13 protein-coding genes are annotated in these 16,111 nt (G+C 60.1%); 6 read left to right on the top strand and 7 right to left on the bottom strand.

Annotation, left to right across the window (positions count from 1 at the left end; genetic code table 11):
* The first annotated feature begins 72 nt into the window (after window positions 1-72).
* Window positions 73-654, top strand: a complete 582-nt coding sequence (gene hpf, locus C2L80_RS05935; protein WP_087195574.1) for a ribosome hibernation-promoting factor, HPF/YfiA family — start codon at window positions 73-75, stop codon at window positions 652-654.
* A 548-nt stretch (window positions 655-1,202) separates the two neighbouring features.
* On the top strand, window positions 1,203-1,421 hold the full coding sequence (locus C2L80_RS05930) for an acyl carrier protein (protein WP_087195573.1): 219 nt from the start codon (window positions 1,203-1,205) through the stop codon (window positions 1,419-1,421).
* Between the two features lie 132 nt (window positions 1,422-1,553).
* Here the strand turns inward: C2L80_RS05930 and C2L80_RS05925 are convergent, their stop codons facing one another.
* The 4 genes from C2L80_RS05925 to C2L80_RS05910 form a co-directional block, all read right to left on the bottom strand.
* The gene (locus C2L80_RS05925) at window positions 1,554-1,874 is read right to left on the bottom strand and encodes a thioredoxin family protein (protein ID WP_092197843.1); all 321 of its coding nucleotides are present in this window, start codon (window positions 1,872-1,874) and stop codon (window positions 1,554-1,556) included.
* Between the two features lie 141 nt (window positions 1,875-2,015).
* Window positions 2,016-3,458: a bifunctional folylpolyglutamate synthase/dihydrofolate synthase gene (locus C2L80_RS05920; RefSeq protein WP_092197845.1), complete on the bottom strand. Its 1,443-nt coding sequence runs from the start codon at window positions 3,456-3,458 to the stop codon at window positions 2,016-2,018.
* Window positions 3,459-3,804: 346 nt separating this feature from the next.
* Entirely contained in the window at window positions 3,805-5,298 is a 1,494-nt protein-coding gene (gene gltA / locus C2L80_RS05915; RefSeq protein WP_103262847.1) for an NADPH-dependent glutamate synthase, read from the bottom strand.
* 1 nt (window position 5,299) lies between these two features.
* Window positions 5,300-6,205 carry a sulfide/dihydroorotate dehydrogenase-like FAD/NAD-binding protein gene (locus tag C2L80_RS05910; RefSeq protein WP_239938748.1) on the bottom strand — a complete coding sequence of 302 codons (906 nt, stop codon included), beginning with the start codon at window positions 6,203-6,205 and terminating at the stop codon, window positions 5,300-5,302.
* Between the two features lie 255 nt (window positions 6,206-6,460).
* Between C2L80_RS05910 and C2L80_RS13705 the strand changes: the two genes are divergently transcribed.
* The 3 genes from C2L80_RS13705 to C2L80_RS05900 all read left to right on the top strand — a co-directional run bounded on the left by C2L80_RS13705 (window position 6,461) and on the right by C2L80_RS05900 (window position 9,916).
* A complete protein-coding gene (locus C2L80_RS13705) occupies window positions 6,461-6,817 on the top strand; it encodes a hypothetical protein (protein ID WP_129589906.1) in 357 nt (118 codons plus the stop codon).
* Between the two features lie 9 nt (window positions 6,818-6,826).
* Complete coding sequence (locus tag C2L80_RS05905; RefSeq protein ID WP_103262846.1) at window positions 6,827-8,293, top strand: sodium:solute symporter family protein; 1,467 nt, start codon at window positions 6,827-6,829, stop codon at window positions 8,291-8,293.
* Between the two features lie 510 nt (window positions 8,294-8,803).
* The gene (locus C2L80_RS05900) at window positions 8,804-9,916 is read left to right on the top strand and encodes an IS110 family RNA-guided transposase (RefSeq protein WP_103262845.1); all 1,113 of its coding nucleotides are present in this window, start codon (window positions 8,804-8,806) and stop codon (window positions 9,914-9,916) included.
* Between the two features lie 455 nt (window positions 9,917-10,371).
* Here C2L80_RS05900 and C2L80_RS05895 read toward each other — a convergent pair whose 3' ends face one another.
* From C2L80_RS05895 to C2L80_RS05885, 3 genes are all read right to left on the bottom strand, one after another.
* Complete coding sequence (locus C2L80_RS05895; protein ID WP_103262844.1) at window positions 10,372-11,904, bottom strand: YfcC family protein; 1,533 nt, start codon at window positions 11,902-11,904, stop codon at window positions 10,372-10,374.
* A gap of 236 nt (window positions 11,905-12,140) precedes the next feature.
* Window positions 12,141-13,391, bottom strand: coding sequence for an agmatine deiminase family protein (locus C2L80_RS05890; protein WP_103262843.1), 1,251 nt, complete (start codon window positions 13,389-13,391; stop codon window positions 12,141-12,143).
* Window positions 13,392-13,573: 182 nt separating this feature from the next.
* Window positions 13,574-14,692, bottom strand: coding sequence for a Rossmann-fold NAD(P)-binding domain-containing protein (locus tag C2L80_RS05885; RefSeq protein WP_204600542.1), 1,119 nt, complete (start codon window positions 14,690-14,692; stop codon window positions 13,574-13,576).
* A gap of 126 nt (window positions 14,693-14,818) precedes the next feature.
* Here C2L80_RS05885 and C2L80_RS05880 point away from each other — a divergent pair, with 126 nt between their 5' ends.
* Window positions 14,819-15,619 (top strand): TetR/AcrR family transcriptional regulator, encoded by an 801-nt coding sequence (locus C2L80_RS05880; RefSeq protein WP_103262841.1) that lies wholly within the window; start codon window positions 14,819-14,821, stop codon window positions 15,617-15,619.
* Window positions 15,620-16,111: the final 492 nt, after the last annotated feature.

Here is a 16,111-nt window from a genome sequence, read left to right as displayed (position 1 = left end):
TACCCGCATGAACTGGGGCGTTGCTTGCGGTTGAGCTGTTTTTTATTCGTTGCGAGTAAAGAGGTGATCGCCATGAGCATTACCGTCACCGGACGCAAAATGCCCGTAACCGATGCACTGCGTCAGTACGCCGAGGAGAAGATCGGCAACTCCATGAAAGTCATGGACATCGACCCGCTCGTCGCCGAGATCGTCCTGTTCGTCGAGAAGAACCCCGCCAACCCCCGCCCTGCCTGCTGCGAGGTGACCTTGCGCACGAAAGGCCACATCATCCGCGTGGAGGAGTGCGAGGAGGACATGTACGCAGCCATCGACGTGGCCGCCGCCAAGGTGGTGCGCCAGCTGCGCAAGTACAAGACGAAGGTCATCGACCGCAAGCTGCGCGCCGCCGACGAGTCGGTCCGCGCAGCCGAGCCGACCGCCGCGGGAGAGCTTGACGTCGAGGGGCTCATGGAGGAGCTTGCCGCTGACGATGAGGTCGTGCGCGTGAAGGAGATCGCGTTCGAGCCGCTCACCGAAGAGGAAGCGCTTGTGAAGATCGACCTTCTGGGACACGACTTCTTCGCGTACACCGATCGCGACTCGGGCCTGGTGAACGTGCTGTACCGCCGCGACGACGGCGGCTACGGCCTACTCAAGCAGACGGAGCGGTAAGCGCTCTACCGGATCGGTCGGACCGGCCGCGTGTCGAGCAAGAACGTGCGAAGGGGCCCCGCGGGGCCCCTTCTTTTCGCTCTCTGCAAACCGCCGTTGACATGAACCCGTGTTCGCCGGATATCAAGCCGAGCTTCCCCTGGTCGGGCGTTTCGGAAGGCCCTTTCCACCCACCCGATGGACGGGCCCCGAAGCGCCGGCAGAGCTTTGCCCGACGGACGGACCCGACCTCTGCCACCAGTGGTTAAGCAGGGGTTTTCGGTGCTGGACAAAAACGTACGGTTTCTCTATTCCTGCTTGAGAACAAAGAAACTGAACTCGCCTTCGACCAGGTGTTTTTCTCGTACTTCGATCGCAGCGCGCAAACGGAAGGTCTTTTCAAGTCGAAAAACCGGAGAAAACGCCGCTTTTTGTCCATGACTGCTTACATCACGTTTACAGGAGGGAGGCGTCGCGCCCTGTCGCAACCTCGGACAGGGCGCGACGCCAGCATGCGAGCCCGGTGTCTGCTACTATGGGCACCAACGTTTTCGACGAAAGGAGCCGACATGGCGACCATCGACACCGTCAAGACCATCCTCCAGGAGAACCTCGACATCGACCCCGCCACCGTAAACGAGTCGTCGACGTTCGAATCGCTCGGTATCGACTCGCTCGACATGGTCGAGCTCATCTGCGACCTCGAAGAAGCATGCGAAGTGGACTTCGGCGAACCCGAAGGCCTTGCCAGCGTGGGCGACCTCGTGGCGTACATCGACTCCCTGTAGCCCGCCGCCCCGTCAAACGCCGAAACGATCCGGCGGCCTGGAAGGCCGAAAGCCTTCCAGGCCGTCCCGTCACCCCGTCCCGCTTCCCCGACCGCGAGCGAAAGCCTTACGCCAGCGCCGCCTCGGCAGCCGTCAAACGTCTGCGCCCGTCGCAAACCCTTCGATGCGGGAAGCGGATGTCAAACCCACGAGCCGGCCCGTGGGCACGCCCCCTTCAAACCGCACGAGCGTCGGCGCGCTCGCCACCTCGAACGCCCATGCCACGTCGGGAAACGCGGCGGCGTTCATCCGAGCGAACCGCACGTCCGGACACGCGTTCGCCAACTCTTCGAGAACGGAATCGAGCGCGCGGCACGGCCCGCATCCCGGCGTCCAGAAGTCCACGACCACGCGGCCCGACGCCTCGGTCACCTCTCGGTCGAAGTTCTCCTTCGTCAGCTCCACCACGCTCATGTCGCCTCCCGCCGTCTTTCGCCTTCCGGCCCGCGCTCCCCGGCTCGTCCGAGGCACCGCCGTGCGCCCGCCATCCTAGCACGCGCCGAGCACGTGCGCCCGAAGGCCGCCCCCAGTCGTCGCTGAGCCGTAGGCTTCGGCTCAGCAGCCGCTTTCTCCGGCGATGGCCCGCATGACCGCTGCGACCGAGTACAAGCTGCCGAACGCGCAGACAAGGCCACCGGGGCCGGCCAGCGCGCGGGCTCGCGCCACCGCGTCGTCGAAGCCGGAAGCCACCTGCGGCTTCACGCACGCCGAGCAGCCCAGCAGATCTTGGCCCGTCCAACGGATGGTGCGCGCCAGCTTGTCGGCGGGAAGGGCGCGCGGATTGTCGGGCGTCACGCACACGAACGCCGCGCCAAGCGGCAGCACGGCCTCCATCATGGCGGGATAGTCCTTGTCCTCCAAAACGCCGACGATGAACACGGGCTTCTCGCCGGGGAACACGTCGGCGAGGGAGTCCGCCAACGCCCGCGCGCCCTGCGGGTTGTGGCCGCCGTCGATCACGAAGCGACGCCCTGCCGCGTCGGGAGCGGGGTCGGCGCGCACCTCGAAGCGCCCCGGCCACTCCGCGGAGGCGATGCCCGCCCGCACCGCCTCCGCGCCGATACGCCAGCCGCGATCCCGCAGAACGCGCACCGCCTCGATGGCGAGCGCCGCGTTGGCCGGCTGGTAGCTTCCCAAAAGCCGCGTCTCGTAGCGCTCGCCGCGGTAGGAGAACGAGCGAACGAGCGTTGCGACCGCGTCGGACGCTCCGGATGCGCCAGCCTCGTCGGACATGTCAGCCGTGCCAGCCTCGTCGGATGTGCCGGACACGCCAAGCTTTCCGCACGCGCCAACCTTGCCGTGCGAAACGCCCCCCACTTCGAGCGCGGCGAAATCGGGCGTTACAACCGCGCAACCGCATTCGGCGGCCCTGCGCTTCACCTCGGCCATCGCCTCGGGCTCCTGCGGCCACGACACCACCGGCGCGCCCGGCTTCACGATGCCGGCCTTCTCGCGCGCGATGGCGGCCAACGTGGAGCCGAGCAGCTTCGTGTGGTCGAGGCCGATGCGCGCGACGACGGTCACCTCGGGCGCATCGATGACGTTCGTGGAGTCGAGGCGGCCGCCCAAACCCACCTCCAGCACCACGATGTCGCATTCGCGGCGCGCGAACTGCACGAGCGCCACCGCGGTCATCAGCTCGAACTCGGTGGGATGGTCGCCCGTTTCGGCCGCCATGGCCTCGGCCTGCTCCTTCACCAATAGCGTCGCCTCGGTCAGCTCCTCAAGCGAAATGTTCACGCCGTCCACGCGGATGCGCTCCTCGAACGCGACGAGGTAGGGGCTCGTGAACAGCCCCGTGCGCAAGCCCGCCGTCTGCAGGATGGCCGCCAGGTAGGCACAGGTCGACCCTTTCCCGTTCGTGCCGGCCACATGGACGAACCTGAGGCGGTCCTGTGGACGGCCCAGCCGGTCGAGCAGCTCGCGGATACGATCGAGCCCGAGCCGCGACTCCTGCCACCGCGGCTCGTTGATGTACGCTATCGGAGCGAACGACATAACAGCCTCCAGACAACATCGAGAGCGAAACGCAGATGCTTCATGTGAAACATCTGTTTGCGCACAGCGCGACCGCGCCGGAGCGAAGCGCCCTGCGCGAGAACAAAAGCCCCAGTTGGCGCGGTAAGTCAGCGAGGAGCGCTGCGGCACTCGAGATCGCGGGGAGAACGGGGGGGGGGGCGAAGCGTGCTTCGGTACGTGTCGAACAGCCCAGCGGGCTGCTCGATCCCACACTATGCGCCCGAGCGGGTGCGCCCTGATCGGCGAAGCCGAGGCAGGGCGCTCTGCCCTCGCCGCGAGACCGGACGCCGCAGCGCCCCGCAGCGTCGGCGAGCTTCAACGGTCGCTAGACCGCCGAAGCCAGGTACTCCGCGATCCCCGCCGCCGCGCGCTTGCCGGCGCCCATCGCGAGAATCACCGTGGCCGCACCGATGACCGCATCGCCGCCGGCGAACACGCCCGGCTTCGACGTGGCGCACGTGCGCTCGTCGACCACGATGAGGTTGCGCGGGGTCACCTCGAGCCCCGGAGTAGCGCGGGCAACGAGCGGGTTCGTCTTCGACCCAACCGCGATCACCAGCATGTCGATGTCGATCGAAAACTCGCTGCCCGCCACGGCTTCCGGACGTCGCCGCCCGCTCGCATCCGGCGCGCCCAGCTCCATGCGCACGCATTCGAGGCCGCGCACCCAGCCCGCATCGTCCCCGACAACGCGCACCGGGTTCGTGAGCAGCTTGAACTCGATGCCTTCTTGCTCGGCGTGATGGATCTCCTCCGCACGAGCCGGCATCTCCTCGCGGCCGCGACGGTACACCACGCACACGTCCGCGCCGAGGCGCTTCGCCGTGCGCGCCGCGTCCATGGCCACGTTGCCGCCGCCCACCACGACGCAGCGCTTCCCGGCGTACACCGGCGTGTCGTAAGCGGGAAACTCGTAGGCTTTCATGAGGTTCACGCGGGTGAGCAGCTCGTTGGCCACCATCACGCCGTTAAGGCCCTCTCCTTCGATGCCCAGATAGCTGGGAAGCCCTGCGCCCGTGCCCACGAACACGGCGTCGAACCCGCGCTCGTCCATGAGCTCGTCGATGTCGTAAAGCCTTCCCACCAGCGCGTTCGTCTCGAAAGACACGCCGATCTCGCCAAGCTTCGCCACCTCGCGCTCAACAAGCGCCTTCGGCAGACGAAACTCGGGGATGCCGTAGGTCAGCACGCCGCCAACCTTGTGCAACGCCTCGAACACCGTGACGGCGCAGCCGCGCTTCGCCAGCTCGCCTGCGCACGTGAGGGATGCCGGGCCAGACCCGACGACGGCCACGCGCTTGCCGGCAAGATCCTTCGACACCGCCCCTTCGGCGCTGCGCACGATGCCGCACGCCGTCTCGTCCCCCGCCGCGCACTCCTCGCGCAGCGCATCCAGCGCGGCTGCGGCCTCCTTGGGATGGGCGAACGCCCAGTCGGACACGAAGCGCTCCAAGCGCCCGATGCCTACCGACTCGCCGTTTCTACCGCGCGTGCACACGCCCTCGCACTGCGTCTCTTGCGGGCACACGCGACCGCAGATGGCGGGCAGCGCATTCGCGCCCTTCACGATGGCGTAGGCGCGCGCGAAGTCGCCCTCTGCCACCTGCGCGACGAACTGCGGGATGGGCACGCCCACAGGGCAGCCGCCCACGCAGGGCGCGTTCGGGCACTGGATGCACCGGCGCGCCTCAGCCACGGCGTCCTCTTCGGAATAGCCCTTCGCCACCTCGTCGAACGTCTTCGCCCGCTCCGCAGGGTCCAGCTCGGGCATGGGGACCTTCGCCTTCTGCCTGTTCATCTCGTAGTTGAGCCGCGCCATGCTAGGCCCCCTTCCGCTCGTCGGCACCCGCCCCGACCGCGCCCGCCACAGCACTCCCGCCGCAGTCGCGCCCTTCGCCCGCCACGCGACCGGCCGCCGCCTCGCGCGCCGCGCCCTCGAAGCTGCGGTACATCACGCCGCGGCGCATGGCGTCGTCGAAATCGACCAGATGGCCGTCGAAGTCCGGGCCGTCCACGCAGGCGTGAAGGTACTCGTCGCCCACCTTCACGCGGCAGCCGCCGCACATGCCCGTGCCGTCGATCATGAGCGGATTCATGCTCACGAGCGTCTTGATGCCGAAGGGCTTCGTGGTGGCCGCGACGAATTTCATCATGATGACCGGGCCCACGGCCAGCACGAGGTCGTAGTCGGCACCTTCGTCGATGCGCTGCTGCAAGGGCGCGGTCACCACGCCCTTATTGCCGTTCGAGCCGTCGTCGGTCATGATGATCTGGCGCGCGGAGCACGCGTTGATCTCGTCTTCAAGGATGATCAGGTCTTTCGTGCGGAAGCCCGTGATCACGTCCACTTCGCAGCCGTGCTCGTGCAGCCATTTTGCCTGCGGATAGGCGATGGCCGTCCCCAGCCCGCCGCCGATGACGCAGGCGCGGCGCGCGCCCGCGAGCTCGGTGGGATTGCCGAGCGGCCCGGCGAAGTCCAGAAGCGCATCGCCCGCGCGCATCCGCGCAAGGCGCATCGTGGTGGCCCCCACCGCCTGGAACACGATGGTGACGGTGCCCGCCTCGGGATCGCAGTCGTTCATCGTCAGCGGGATGCGCTCGCCGCGCTCGTCGATGCGCAGCATGACGAACTGGCCCGGCCTGATCTTGCGGGCGATCTCGGGCGCTCGCACCGTCATGCGCGTGACCTCGGCGTTCAGCGCCTCAACTCGTTCGATGGGATACACGTCGCCTTCGCCCCTCTCGTCTCAGATACAAAAGCAGCACCGGGTGCGGTGCCGCTTCGCGTAATTCGATGCCAGTATAGCAAACGCCCGCTACCGAGATCGCCGCGGACGTGTATTCACACGGAAAGCGGCATCGAGCGGAAAGTCGCGAAGCTCGAAGACGCGCACGTCGAGCCAACGAAGGAGCAAAGCTCCGACGCCCCCTTCTCCTCGAATTATTCGGCCCTTCGCGCAGCAACGAGAAGAAGCAAAGGGATGAGGGCCGTCAAAAGAAGCCAGCGGGCGCAGAAGGCGCCCAGGACCCGGCAAGCAAAGCGTCGCAACGCCATCGATGCGGCGCGCGACAGCATCGCACTCAAACGTCGCCTCACCGTCGCCAAGCACATGCCTCGGGAAAAACCCGGCGCGCGACAGTTGACATTTTTGGCCGCGAACCGGCTCAAGTGCTATAATTCTCCCGTCCAGCAAACCGAACAGCAAGCGCTTTCAAACGCATGTTTGCAAGCTGTCGCAACGCTGCGTTTACGAACGCGCTTCCGTATTCGGAAGCTGGATAGCTTCTCTCCAACGCCCTCCTATTCAGCTTCCTTGCGTCATTCGCATGTTGGATAGGAGGCAGGAATGGAAGATGCGCCATCTTTGTCAATAGTCGACTTCGTCGTCATTTTTCTCTATTTCATCACCATCATTGCAGTGGGATTCCTCGGAGCGAGATTCTCCAAAACCAAAGAGGACTATCTTGTGGCGGGTCGACGATTGTCGTTCCCTCTTTTCTTCGGATGCATGGCCGCTATGGCCCTTGGCGGAGGTTCGACCGTTGGGAGCACCGGATTGGGATACCAATTCGGATTCGGCGGAATCTGGCTCAATCTCAGCATAGGCTTAGGGCTTGCCTTAACGGGGCTTCTCATAGCCTCCAAGCTCTCAAAGCTACGAGCCCTCAGCGTTAACGAAGTCGTCGAGAGAAGCTACGGTCCCACAGCGCGCGTTTTCAGCTCGGTTCTCACTCTTGTGTACACACTTGCGCTCAGCGTCACCCAAGTACTGGCCATAGGGACGGTGATCCACGGAATCCTCGGCACCAATCCCATTGCATCCATAGCGGCAGGCGGCGGCATAGTCGTCGCATACACGCTCGTGGGCGGCATGTGGTCGGTAACCATGACCGATCTCGTGCAATTCATCGTCAAAACAGTGGGCGTTGTCATTCTGGCACCGTTGTTTTGCATCATCGCAGCAGGCGGTTGGGATACGCTTGTCGGCGCCATTCCCCAGGAATACCTCTCCCCTGCCAGCATGGGATTCGATCGAAGTTTCGCCTATGTGGTGCTTTATGTTCCCGGACTGATCATCGGCCAAGATATTTGGCAACGCATTTTCACGGCGAAAAACGACCGGGTCTCCAAGCGAGGCACCATTGGCGCAGGACTCTACTCCATCGTCTACGCCTTCGCCACAGTGATCATCGGCATGAGTGCATTCGCCTTGCTGCCCCATCTCGACAACCCCGAGGATGCGTTTGTGATGGGAGTGTCCGCGTTCTTGCCCGAGGGGGTACGGGGCGTCATACTCGCCGCAGCCATGGCGGCCGCCATGTCGGTCTCCAGCGGAACGATTCTCGCTTCGTCGACAGTGCTGTACAACGACCTATACAAGCGCTTCATCAACACCAAACCGGCCGGGATGCGCGAAATCAGCGTTACGCGCATCTGCGTCCTCATTGTCGGAACAGCGGTCATGATGTGCGCACTGTGGATAAACGACGTTCTGGCGGGCATCGACATTAGCTACGGTTACCTATCGGGCTGCGTTTTCGTCCCACTCATGGCGAGCTTCGTTCTCAAGCGATTCAGCCCCAAAGCCGGCCTTGCCTCGTTGGCGACAAGCGCCATCGTCGTAACGGTCTGCTTTGCAACGCTCGGCGTGGGAAGCTCCGTTCCCATCATTGCCGGTATGGCAAGCGGCTTGGCCTCATACATCCTCGCGAACATGCTCGACACCAAGGATCGCGTCGATTCGCCACTTGGAAAACCGGAAAAGCAAGTTGCGGAAGGACGCGGCACCGAAACGAGGAGGCCGTCCGGATGAGTTGGAGGGGCGTATCCGAATCGGCCGAAAGCGATCGGCGCCCCGCCGCAACCGAACCGCAGCGGGGCGCATTTCGAAAATCCATGTTCTGTCGCCCAAAAGACCGGCGAAAACGAATCGACCCTGCGGGCGCCCCGGCGCATCCGCCCGCACAAGCCAAACTCCAAAATCGTCTCCAAGCTGAGAAAGCGATCGCGCTCGAACATCTCGGCTAAAAAGCACCCGCCTGCGAAGACGAACCTTCAAAAAACAAGCCGCAGGAATCTTTCAGGGAAGCGCCGCGAAACCGACAAGCAGGCAGATCGTGCCCACCTTGCGGCATCAAAACGGCGCCTGTCGCACAGAAGCAAAGCGATAGGGTCCATGCGAGCAACCGAAAAGCCGTGGCAAGAGACGATATGAGCAGAACATTGTGAGCCCCTGCTTCATATCGCCGTGGGTCGAGGCTGATAATGGTCGTGCCATAAAACCGGCAACAGCCAGGTTGCCACACTATGAGAGGGGCTCACCATGAACCATGTTACCTCAATCGGCCTTGATGTCCATGCGCGTTCTGTCACGGCGGCCGCGTTCAACGTCATGACCGGAGAGATCGCGACCAAAAAGTTTTCCAACTCGCCAGCAGAGATTGCGGAGTGGATTCTATCCTTCGAATCACCCAAAGCAGTCTATGAGTCCGGTGTTACCGGCTTCCACCTTGCGAAGGCCCTCCGCTCGCTCGGGGTGGACTGCGTGGTCGGCGCGGTGTCCCGCATGCAGAAGCCCGCGAAGAACAAGCGGGTGAAAAACGACAAGGCCGATGCCGAAATGCTCGCACGGCTTTTAGCCACCCGCAACATAACCGAAGTATTTGTCCCCGATGACGAAACCGAGGCCATGCGCAACATAACGCGCGCCTTGGAGGATGCGCGAGAGGACCTCGTCCGCGCCAAGCAGCGCCTTTCGAAGTTCTTGCTCACACATGGACACGTGTTCGACGAGAAAAACGATTCTGGCGCCCGCAAAGGCAACTGGACGCGGGATCATTGGGCATGGCTCAGGAAGATCGACCTTCCCCGTATGGCGGCGCAGGAGACGCTCGACTACTACGTGAGCGAGGTCCGCCACTTCGAGGGACAGAAAAAGATGCTCGAGAAGCTTATAGAGGGCCATGCGCAAAAAGAGCGCTGGCAGATGAGGGTCGCCTGCCTAATGTGCCTCAAGGGCATAGACATGATGACGGCCGTCTCTCTAGTGGCAGAAGCGTCCGTGTTCTCCCGCTTCGCGCATGCTTCCGACTTCGCCTCGTGGTTGGGCCTCACGCCCTCGGAGCGCTCCAGCGGGGAGCCCGAGGCCAAGGGGGGCATCACCAAGGCCGGCAACTCCCATGCGAGAAAGCTTCTCGTCGAAGCCTCTTGGCACTACATGAACTGCCTGCCGTCGAGGAAGCGCCACAGGTGGTCCGAGAAGGTGCCGCTCGCGATAGAAAACCACGCGGCGCGCGGCGTCGAGCGCCTGATAGGGCGGCGCCGACACCTTCACCAATGCAAGAAAAAGCCCTGCGTTGCCAACTGCGCGACGGCGCGGGAGCTGGCATGCTGGGTATGGGCGATAGGGCGCATGGCGGAAGGGACGCTTGGTTAGCTGGCTCGCCCTTGCACAAACCGGCTTCGCTATCGCGCCGCTCAGATCAAGCGCGTCTTGCGCATTCGATAGGTCGTTGGGTGTCTTCCTGCTTCCCTTTCTGTGCACCGCATACGCGGCCACGCACGTCCAGAGACTCTTCTCTTGAAGGCGAGGCGCCCAGCCGTAGCAACGAAGTGCGATGCAGCGCATCCAAACATAGGGGCACACAAGGTGCAAGACTCCAGACAAGGATCCCGGCCGCTCCCGGATGACGAACCCGCGGATATTAAACTGCCAAGCGAGCGTCGAATAAGACACGCCCATCGAAAGACGTCAAAGCGACTCATGATAGATAGGGCCAACTCCCAATATTTTGGGGTTGGCCCACTTTTGCCCTTGACAATGTTCTGCTCATATTAAAGGTCGGCTCTCCGAAAGGCTCTGCCCTGAGCTTATTTCGTCGCGAAAAACCTTCACTGACCCGTTATCAAGCCAATCTCCAAAAACACACAGCAAGCCGCAAAAAGGCCGGCGACGATCGGAGCAGCTTTTTTGACCCAAGTTCCATAACTGATGTGAGCCGCCTGCGTGCACGTCATCACGGCGATAGAGCACGGGGTGATCATCTTCGCAAGACCCAGCGCCATGCTGTAAATGGTGACCATCAAAGGAATGGACACTCCGGCAAAGGTAGCTAGAGAGGCCATAATGGAGAACGTGGCCGCCGCAAGCCCCGTCGAGCTGGGGATGAAGCAAGCCAAAACGAAGTAAAACAACAGCGCGACAACAACAAACGCCATGGGGGGCAGGGCAGAAAGCGTGGTCTCTCCAAAATGAAGAATGGTTGCCGTGATGCCGCCCGCATCCATGACCACTTGAATGCCACGAGCTAAAGGAACGACCAAAGCAACCGGCAGAAGGTTGGAGCAGCCCCTCATGACGATGTCGACGATCTCATCCACCTTGTATCCCAAAATGAAGCCTGTGGTGATCGTCGCGACCAAAAGGAGCATAGAAAGTTCGACGAAATACCAGGATCCAAATGGAGTGATGTCCGAGCCGACGACCGTGCCAAGCACCGGCGCGCCGGCTATCCAGACAGGAAGATCTTCAAACAAGGTGAAGCCAGGCAACAAAGAGGTCCACGGAACGAGCGAAACGATCATGACGATTATCGCAGCGCACATCACAGCCAGACCGACCACTTGACGGCGGACAAACGCCGCATCTCCTTCGGCCATCGGAAACTCTTTGAGATCCTCTGCGCGCCGGAAGAACTGCATCGAGCGTTTGGGGTGCTGCTTCACCATGTTCGCATAGCGCGCAATCACGAGCGAAACGAGCGCGATCATGGCAACCAGCAAAACAACGCGGAACAAGAGGCCTTCTCCAGGAGAAATCCCAGCAATGCCAGAAGCGAGGCCAACGGAGAAAGGATTGACCGTAGAGGCAAGGCAACCTGCCTGAGTGCCCAAAACAGGTATCATGACGGCAACCAGAGTGTCTGCCCCAAGCGCTAGGAATATGGGAATGAACATGATCGCATACACGATAGCGTCCTCGTACGCCCCCATGACAGTTCCCAAAACCGCCATAACGGCCACCAATATGGCGATTAGGGCATTCGTATTATTTTGAAAAGCATCGGAGATTTTCCGAAGCGCGATCTTGAGAATCGACGACTCATCAAGCATCTGAAGAAACGCACCGAAAATCATGATGAAAAGAGAGATGGAAATTGCAGCATCCGTGGTATCCGAACCAACCATGCCGACAATAGGAGCCAGAAGAACATCCCAAATCCCTTGGGGGTTAGATTCAACTTCTTGATAAGTCCCTGCGATAGCTTGGCCATTCGCATCGATCTCGTACACCCCTCCGGGAACGAACCAAGTGAGAACGGCCACAGCCAAGATCACGAACATGAGAATCACATAGGTGTTGGGAGATTTGAACTCCTTCTTCTTCCTTTTCGATTGAGTCGAACTCTCATCTGCAACGTCCATGAGCACCCCTTCCTCTTAACACGGAATTGAATCGGATTCCACCCACCGTCCACGCCCCTTCCGCATTTGCTATTTCAATCGGGAGAACGCAAAAACAATCCTTGTGAAACACCTGGAAGCGATACTTCTTCGAAGATGCCGTCCCGGCTGTCTCCCGCCTCTCCTTCGTATTCGGCTCGCCCGCCTGCAAACCTCATCGCATCGCGCACTAATCGCCTGCCATCCCAAGCGCACGCCTAACGGCCAGCTTTGCCGAACAGAGGAATCTGCTTGGTCGCGCAATGAATTCCTCCGCCGCGAATGTTCAGAGCCGTGGTGTCGATGGCAATTACTCTGCGATCGGGAAACACGCTTTTCAGAATCTCCATGGCTTGGGAATCACGCTCTTTGATTTTTTCGGACAAGCCTTCTTTCCAGTACGACTGGGCTAAAACGACATCGTTCATGATCAGGAAGTTGCAGTAGCTTAACGCCGGTTGCATCTTCATCGGTCCACGAGGCATGGGCGTTCCGTCATCCAGCTCGTCCTTGTCGTCAAGATAACGATGCGACCAGGTGTCGTGTATCCAGTCGCCAGGATGCGAGGTGACGTAAAACGGCACCGGAACGGGCATGCGAACGATCCTGAACGGAATACCCTGCGCATCGGTTGCGTTCTTGAGCACCTCGTAACACGCATCAAGACGCTCCTTGCTAATGCGCGCAGAATTGAGTTCTTCGGCCTCGGCCTCGCTCACCTCCGCAAGCAAAATGGTATGCGCGTCCACAAAGCGGCACATCTCGTCGATGTGGCCATTGGCCGAGGAAGACCGAAAGACATTCTCCCCGTCGACCACATCAAGCACTCCCGACGTGGTCAGCTCGTCATCGTAAACCCCTTTATCCAGCCAAATGATCTTCTTCAGGTTGCACGTGGCCTTAAAGTCCCCTTCGACCTCCTCGAGAGTACGATCGGCGTTGCGCTTGGACCACTCAGTATCGCGCAGCGCGATCATGACGCCCTGCCCGTTGAACTCTTTGTCTCCTCCTTCACTGACCAGCGTCGAATTGACGATATGTTTGCATCCGAACTCGAGTGCCAAATGCGCAGCGTAATTCCCGCATTTGAAGGCAACTTCGCTGTTTTCATCATCTTGACCATACATATTGAAGCGGAAGTTCGCCAACTGAACGCGACCCTCGTCGTCCACCATAATGTCCGGACCGTAGTCCCGACACCAGCTGCTGCCGTCTGGGTACATGGTGAAGCGGATCCTCCCAACATCCACTCCCTCGCTAACCAACACTTCTTTGCAGTGGTCAAGCAAATCTTGAGAAACGCAGTTCACAACCACCTGCGTGGCGTTCACAAGGTTTTTGACGATATGGGCGAATACGAGCTCGTAATTCTGCCCTTTCATGACGTAGGGGAATTGAGGCCAGCTCAAAAGACACGCTTCTTGATGCTCGAATTCCCCGGGAATGCGAAACGTGCTTCGATCCGTCATATCCGATCCTTTCTCTTCGTCAGCAGTGCGACCAAATAGGCCACGCTCGCCGTACACGAAGGCGCGCCCCGATCTAACCTTCTCTCGAAGCGCGCCGACGGCAAACGCCTCTCCGCGCATCGTCGATCGCCGCGGTTGCGCGTCCAGCAAAATACGACCACCACGACCGCTAAGAAGACGATTTACCCAAGCACCGCCCTAAGCACCGCTTTGATGGTATGTTGTCGGTTTTCGGCTTCGCGGAATATAACGGACGCTTGGCTCTCGAACACCTCGTCGGTCACTTCGAAACCTTTGCGAAGGAATTCGGCGAGCTCGGGGTCCTCGGAAGCCACGATGTTTGCGAGTTCCTTGCCTGCCTCATGATCGCAATTGTGCGTTGCCGGCAGCATGTGGAGAACGACGATGTCGGGATTGCCAGTCCGCTCCAAAAGTTCTCGATTCACTTGATACGGTCGGAAACGCACGATACCCGGCAGCCAAGTAGGCGCGGGATCTGTGAAGAATCCCCAGTTTTCGGTTGCAAACACGTCAACGCCTTTCACGGCATCCAAGTCATCGGTCTCGACAAAAGAGCACTCAGGATGGTGCCGCGCATAGAGCTCGTCTACGATCTCGCGCTTAGCAGCAGGCATGCGAGCCTCCCAATGGTTGGGCAAAGCCCCTTCGGGGACATATTGGCGATACATCTCTCGCTGAGCAGAACTCAACCTAGACAACGCCTCCTCGAATTCCATAAAAGAAGTGACGTACACGAAATTCATTCCCAGCATGGCGCACATCACCGCATACGAGAACGAGTTGACCTCGCCACCACGCCCAATGAAGCAAAGCGTTCTTCCGGCAAGCCCATCGCGCCCCCAAAGCTCTTGCAAAGTCATTGCATCGGCAAGCATTTGAGTGGGATGCTGATGGTCGGTGTACCCGTTGATGAAGGGGACGGAGCAGCTCTCAGCCATTTCAAGCGCGTGTGCATGCGATGGGCCCCGATAAGCCACGGCAGCGTACATGCTCGAAAACACACGCATGGAATCTTTTACTGTCTCCTTCTTCCCAAAATGCGAGTTGGAAAGATACGTGGTGCCCATGCCCAGATCGCAACCTGACGTTTCGAAGGCGCAACGCGTGCGCGTAGAGCCCATCTCGAAAAGCATCAGCAGGTTCTTTCCGTTATACCGACGCTGATCGACACCCTCGTAGCGCTCAAGCTTCACATCGTGTGCCAAGTCAAGTAGATAGACGATTTCCTCAGGTGTGAAATCTTCAAGAGCAAGAAAGTCACGTCCCTGCAGCGATGTCATCACAATACCCTCCTTCTCACCTACTTGATCTAATAACATACATCTATGTATGTATGTTTGACTATAGGATACATCGATGTATGTAAAAGTCAATAGGAGAAATGCGTATAAGCAGGTTTCCGCCCGATGCAAGATGAAACTCTCCTGATTGTCGATTTGGCGAAACGCCCGTCGCTGTCCAGGACGAACGAAAATGCCATATCAGCACTGCAAGAGCGGAAAAGAATCAGGCATTTGCCCGGAAACGATGCTTTTGTTACTGTGAGTGCACATCTCGAACAAAGACACGACGGCAGAACAAACGGAGTGCAAGGACTCATCATGGGAAGAAAATCAACGGACGTGCGCGAGAAGATCATCCAGTCAGCTTACGCGATCATCCAAGAAAAAGGCTATTCGAAAACCACGCTGGAAAACATCGTGCAACGCGCAGGACTGACCAGGGGGGCTTTTTACTACTATTTTTCCGACAAAGATGAAATACTGCGCGAACTCGAGCAACGCTATGAAGCAACGTATCGAAACCCCTATGGGGAGATCACAGAATGCAAGACAGCATACGAGACAATAAAAACCCTCTTCGTGCACAACATCCTCTCCAAAAAAGAGCCCAACCCTTATGCGGTGATGTTTCGATACCGCGTCGAAAGCGGAACGCAACTCGAAGGGATGCGCCAAAAGCAATGCAACCTTGATTACGACTTCATCGAGATCATTGCAAGGATCATTCAGGCAGGCATCGACTCTGGCGAGTTCGATCGAGGCCTTGATGCTCGCGATTGCGCCTGCTCCGTCTACATGGTCCTCCTTGGCTACGATACGTTTTTGCTCACGCACGGCAAAGCTCCCTATGCGCCGAAAAGGCTGGGAGAATGGGCAGAGAAAATGGCGGATTTCGCGCTTTCTCCGCTAAGAGAAACACCATAGCGTCGAAAAAAAAAAAAACCGGTGCCTCGACGTTTCGGTCGTACCACCCCGCATCACCGACTTCGCTCTGTCGTCTGCGCAGATCGAACGAGAATCCGTTCGTTGCTGTAAGCGTATTTCCATCCAAGCGCAAAATCCCGATCGGAAGAGCGCAAACCTCGAAGCAGCGTGATCCGACAAACAAGCGCACTATGTGCCGGCATCCGGACCCCATGCATATGGCGGCAAACCAGCTAACGGCCATCTGGACGACGTGCGTCTCGGAGCACGAGGCCAAGCCGGGTTTTACCGAGAGGCTTCGATGCCCATGATGCCACTCCCCACCCCCTCCTCGGTTTCCGAAAGTATTATGTATTTCATATGATTTTGGGGGTGCGGACGTTTTTCCGGACGGCCTAGGCGGCCAGCCCCAGCCGCCTCCTGCGGCCGGCTATCGTATCGTACACCTTGCGCCCTCCCTCGTCGAACGCCTTCAGCCTCCCCTCCCGGTAC

This window comes from Rubneribacter badeniensis (assembly GCF_002899695.1).
Lineage (GTDB): Bacteria > Actinomycetota > Coriobacteriia > Coriobacteriales > Eggerthellaceae > Rubneribacter > Rubneribacter badeniensis.
The sequence above is the reverse complement of the archived record's forward strand: the minus strand, read 5'-3'. Positions and strand labels throughout refer to the sequence as shown.

Coding starts and splice junctions, on each gene's coding strand:
- gltA (WP_103262847.1), bottom strand. CDS start 5,298: ATGGCGCGGCTCAACTACGAGATGAACAGGCAGAAGGCGAAGGTCCCC.
- C2L80_RS05885 (WP_204600542.1), bottom strand. CDS start 14,692: ATGACATCGCTGCAGGGACGTGACTTTCTTGCTCTTGAAGATTTCACA.
- C2L80_RS05900 (WP_103262845.1), top strand. CDS start 8,804: ATGAACCATGTTACCTCAATCGGCCTTGATGTCCATGCGCGTTCTGTC.
- C2L80_RS05920 (WP_092197845.1), bottom strand. CDS start 3,458: ATGTCGTTCGCTCCGATAGCGTACATCAACGAGCCGCGGTGGCAGGAG.
- C2L80_RS05890 (WP_103262843.1), bottom strand. CDS start 13,391: ATGACGGATCGAAGCACGTTTCGCATTCCCGGGGAATTCGAGCATCAA.
- C2L80_RS05880 (WP_103262841.1), top strand. CDS start 14,819: ATGCAAGATGAAACTCTCCTGATTGTCGATTTGGCGAAACGCCCGTCG.
- C2L80_RS05895 (WP_103262844.1), bottom strand. CDS start 11,904: ATGGACGTTGCAGATGAGAGTTCGACTCAATCGAAAAGGAAGAAGAAG.
- C2L80_RS05930 (WP_087195573.1), top strand. CDS start 1,203: ATGGCGACCATCGACACCGTCAAGACCATCCTCCAGGAGAACCTCGAC.
- C2L80_RS13705 (WP_129589906.1), top strand. CDS start 6,461: ATGAGGGCCGTCAAAAGAAGCCAGCGGGCGCAGAAGGCGCCCAGGACC.
- C2L80_RS05925 (WP_092197843.1), bottom strand. CDS start 1,874: ATGAGCGTGGTGGAGCTGACGAAGGAGAACTTCGACCGAGAGGTGACC.
- hpf (WP_087195574.1), top strand. CDS start 73: ATGAGCATTACCGTCACCGGACGCAAAATGCCCGTAACCGATGCACTG.
- C2L80_RS05905 (WP_103262846.1), top strand. CDS start 6,827: ATGGAAGATGCGCCATCTTTGTCAATAGTCGACTTCGTCGTCATTTTT.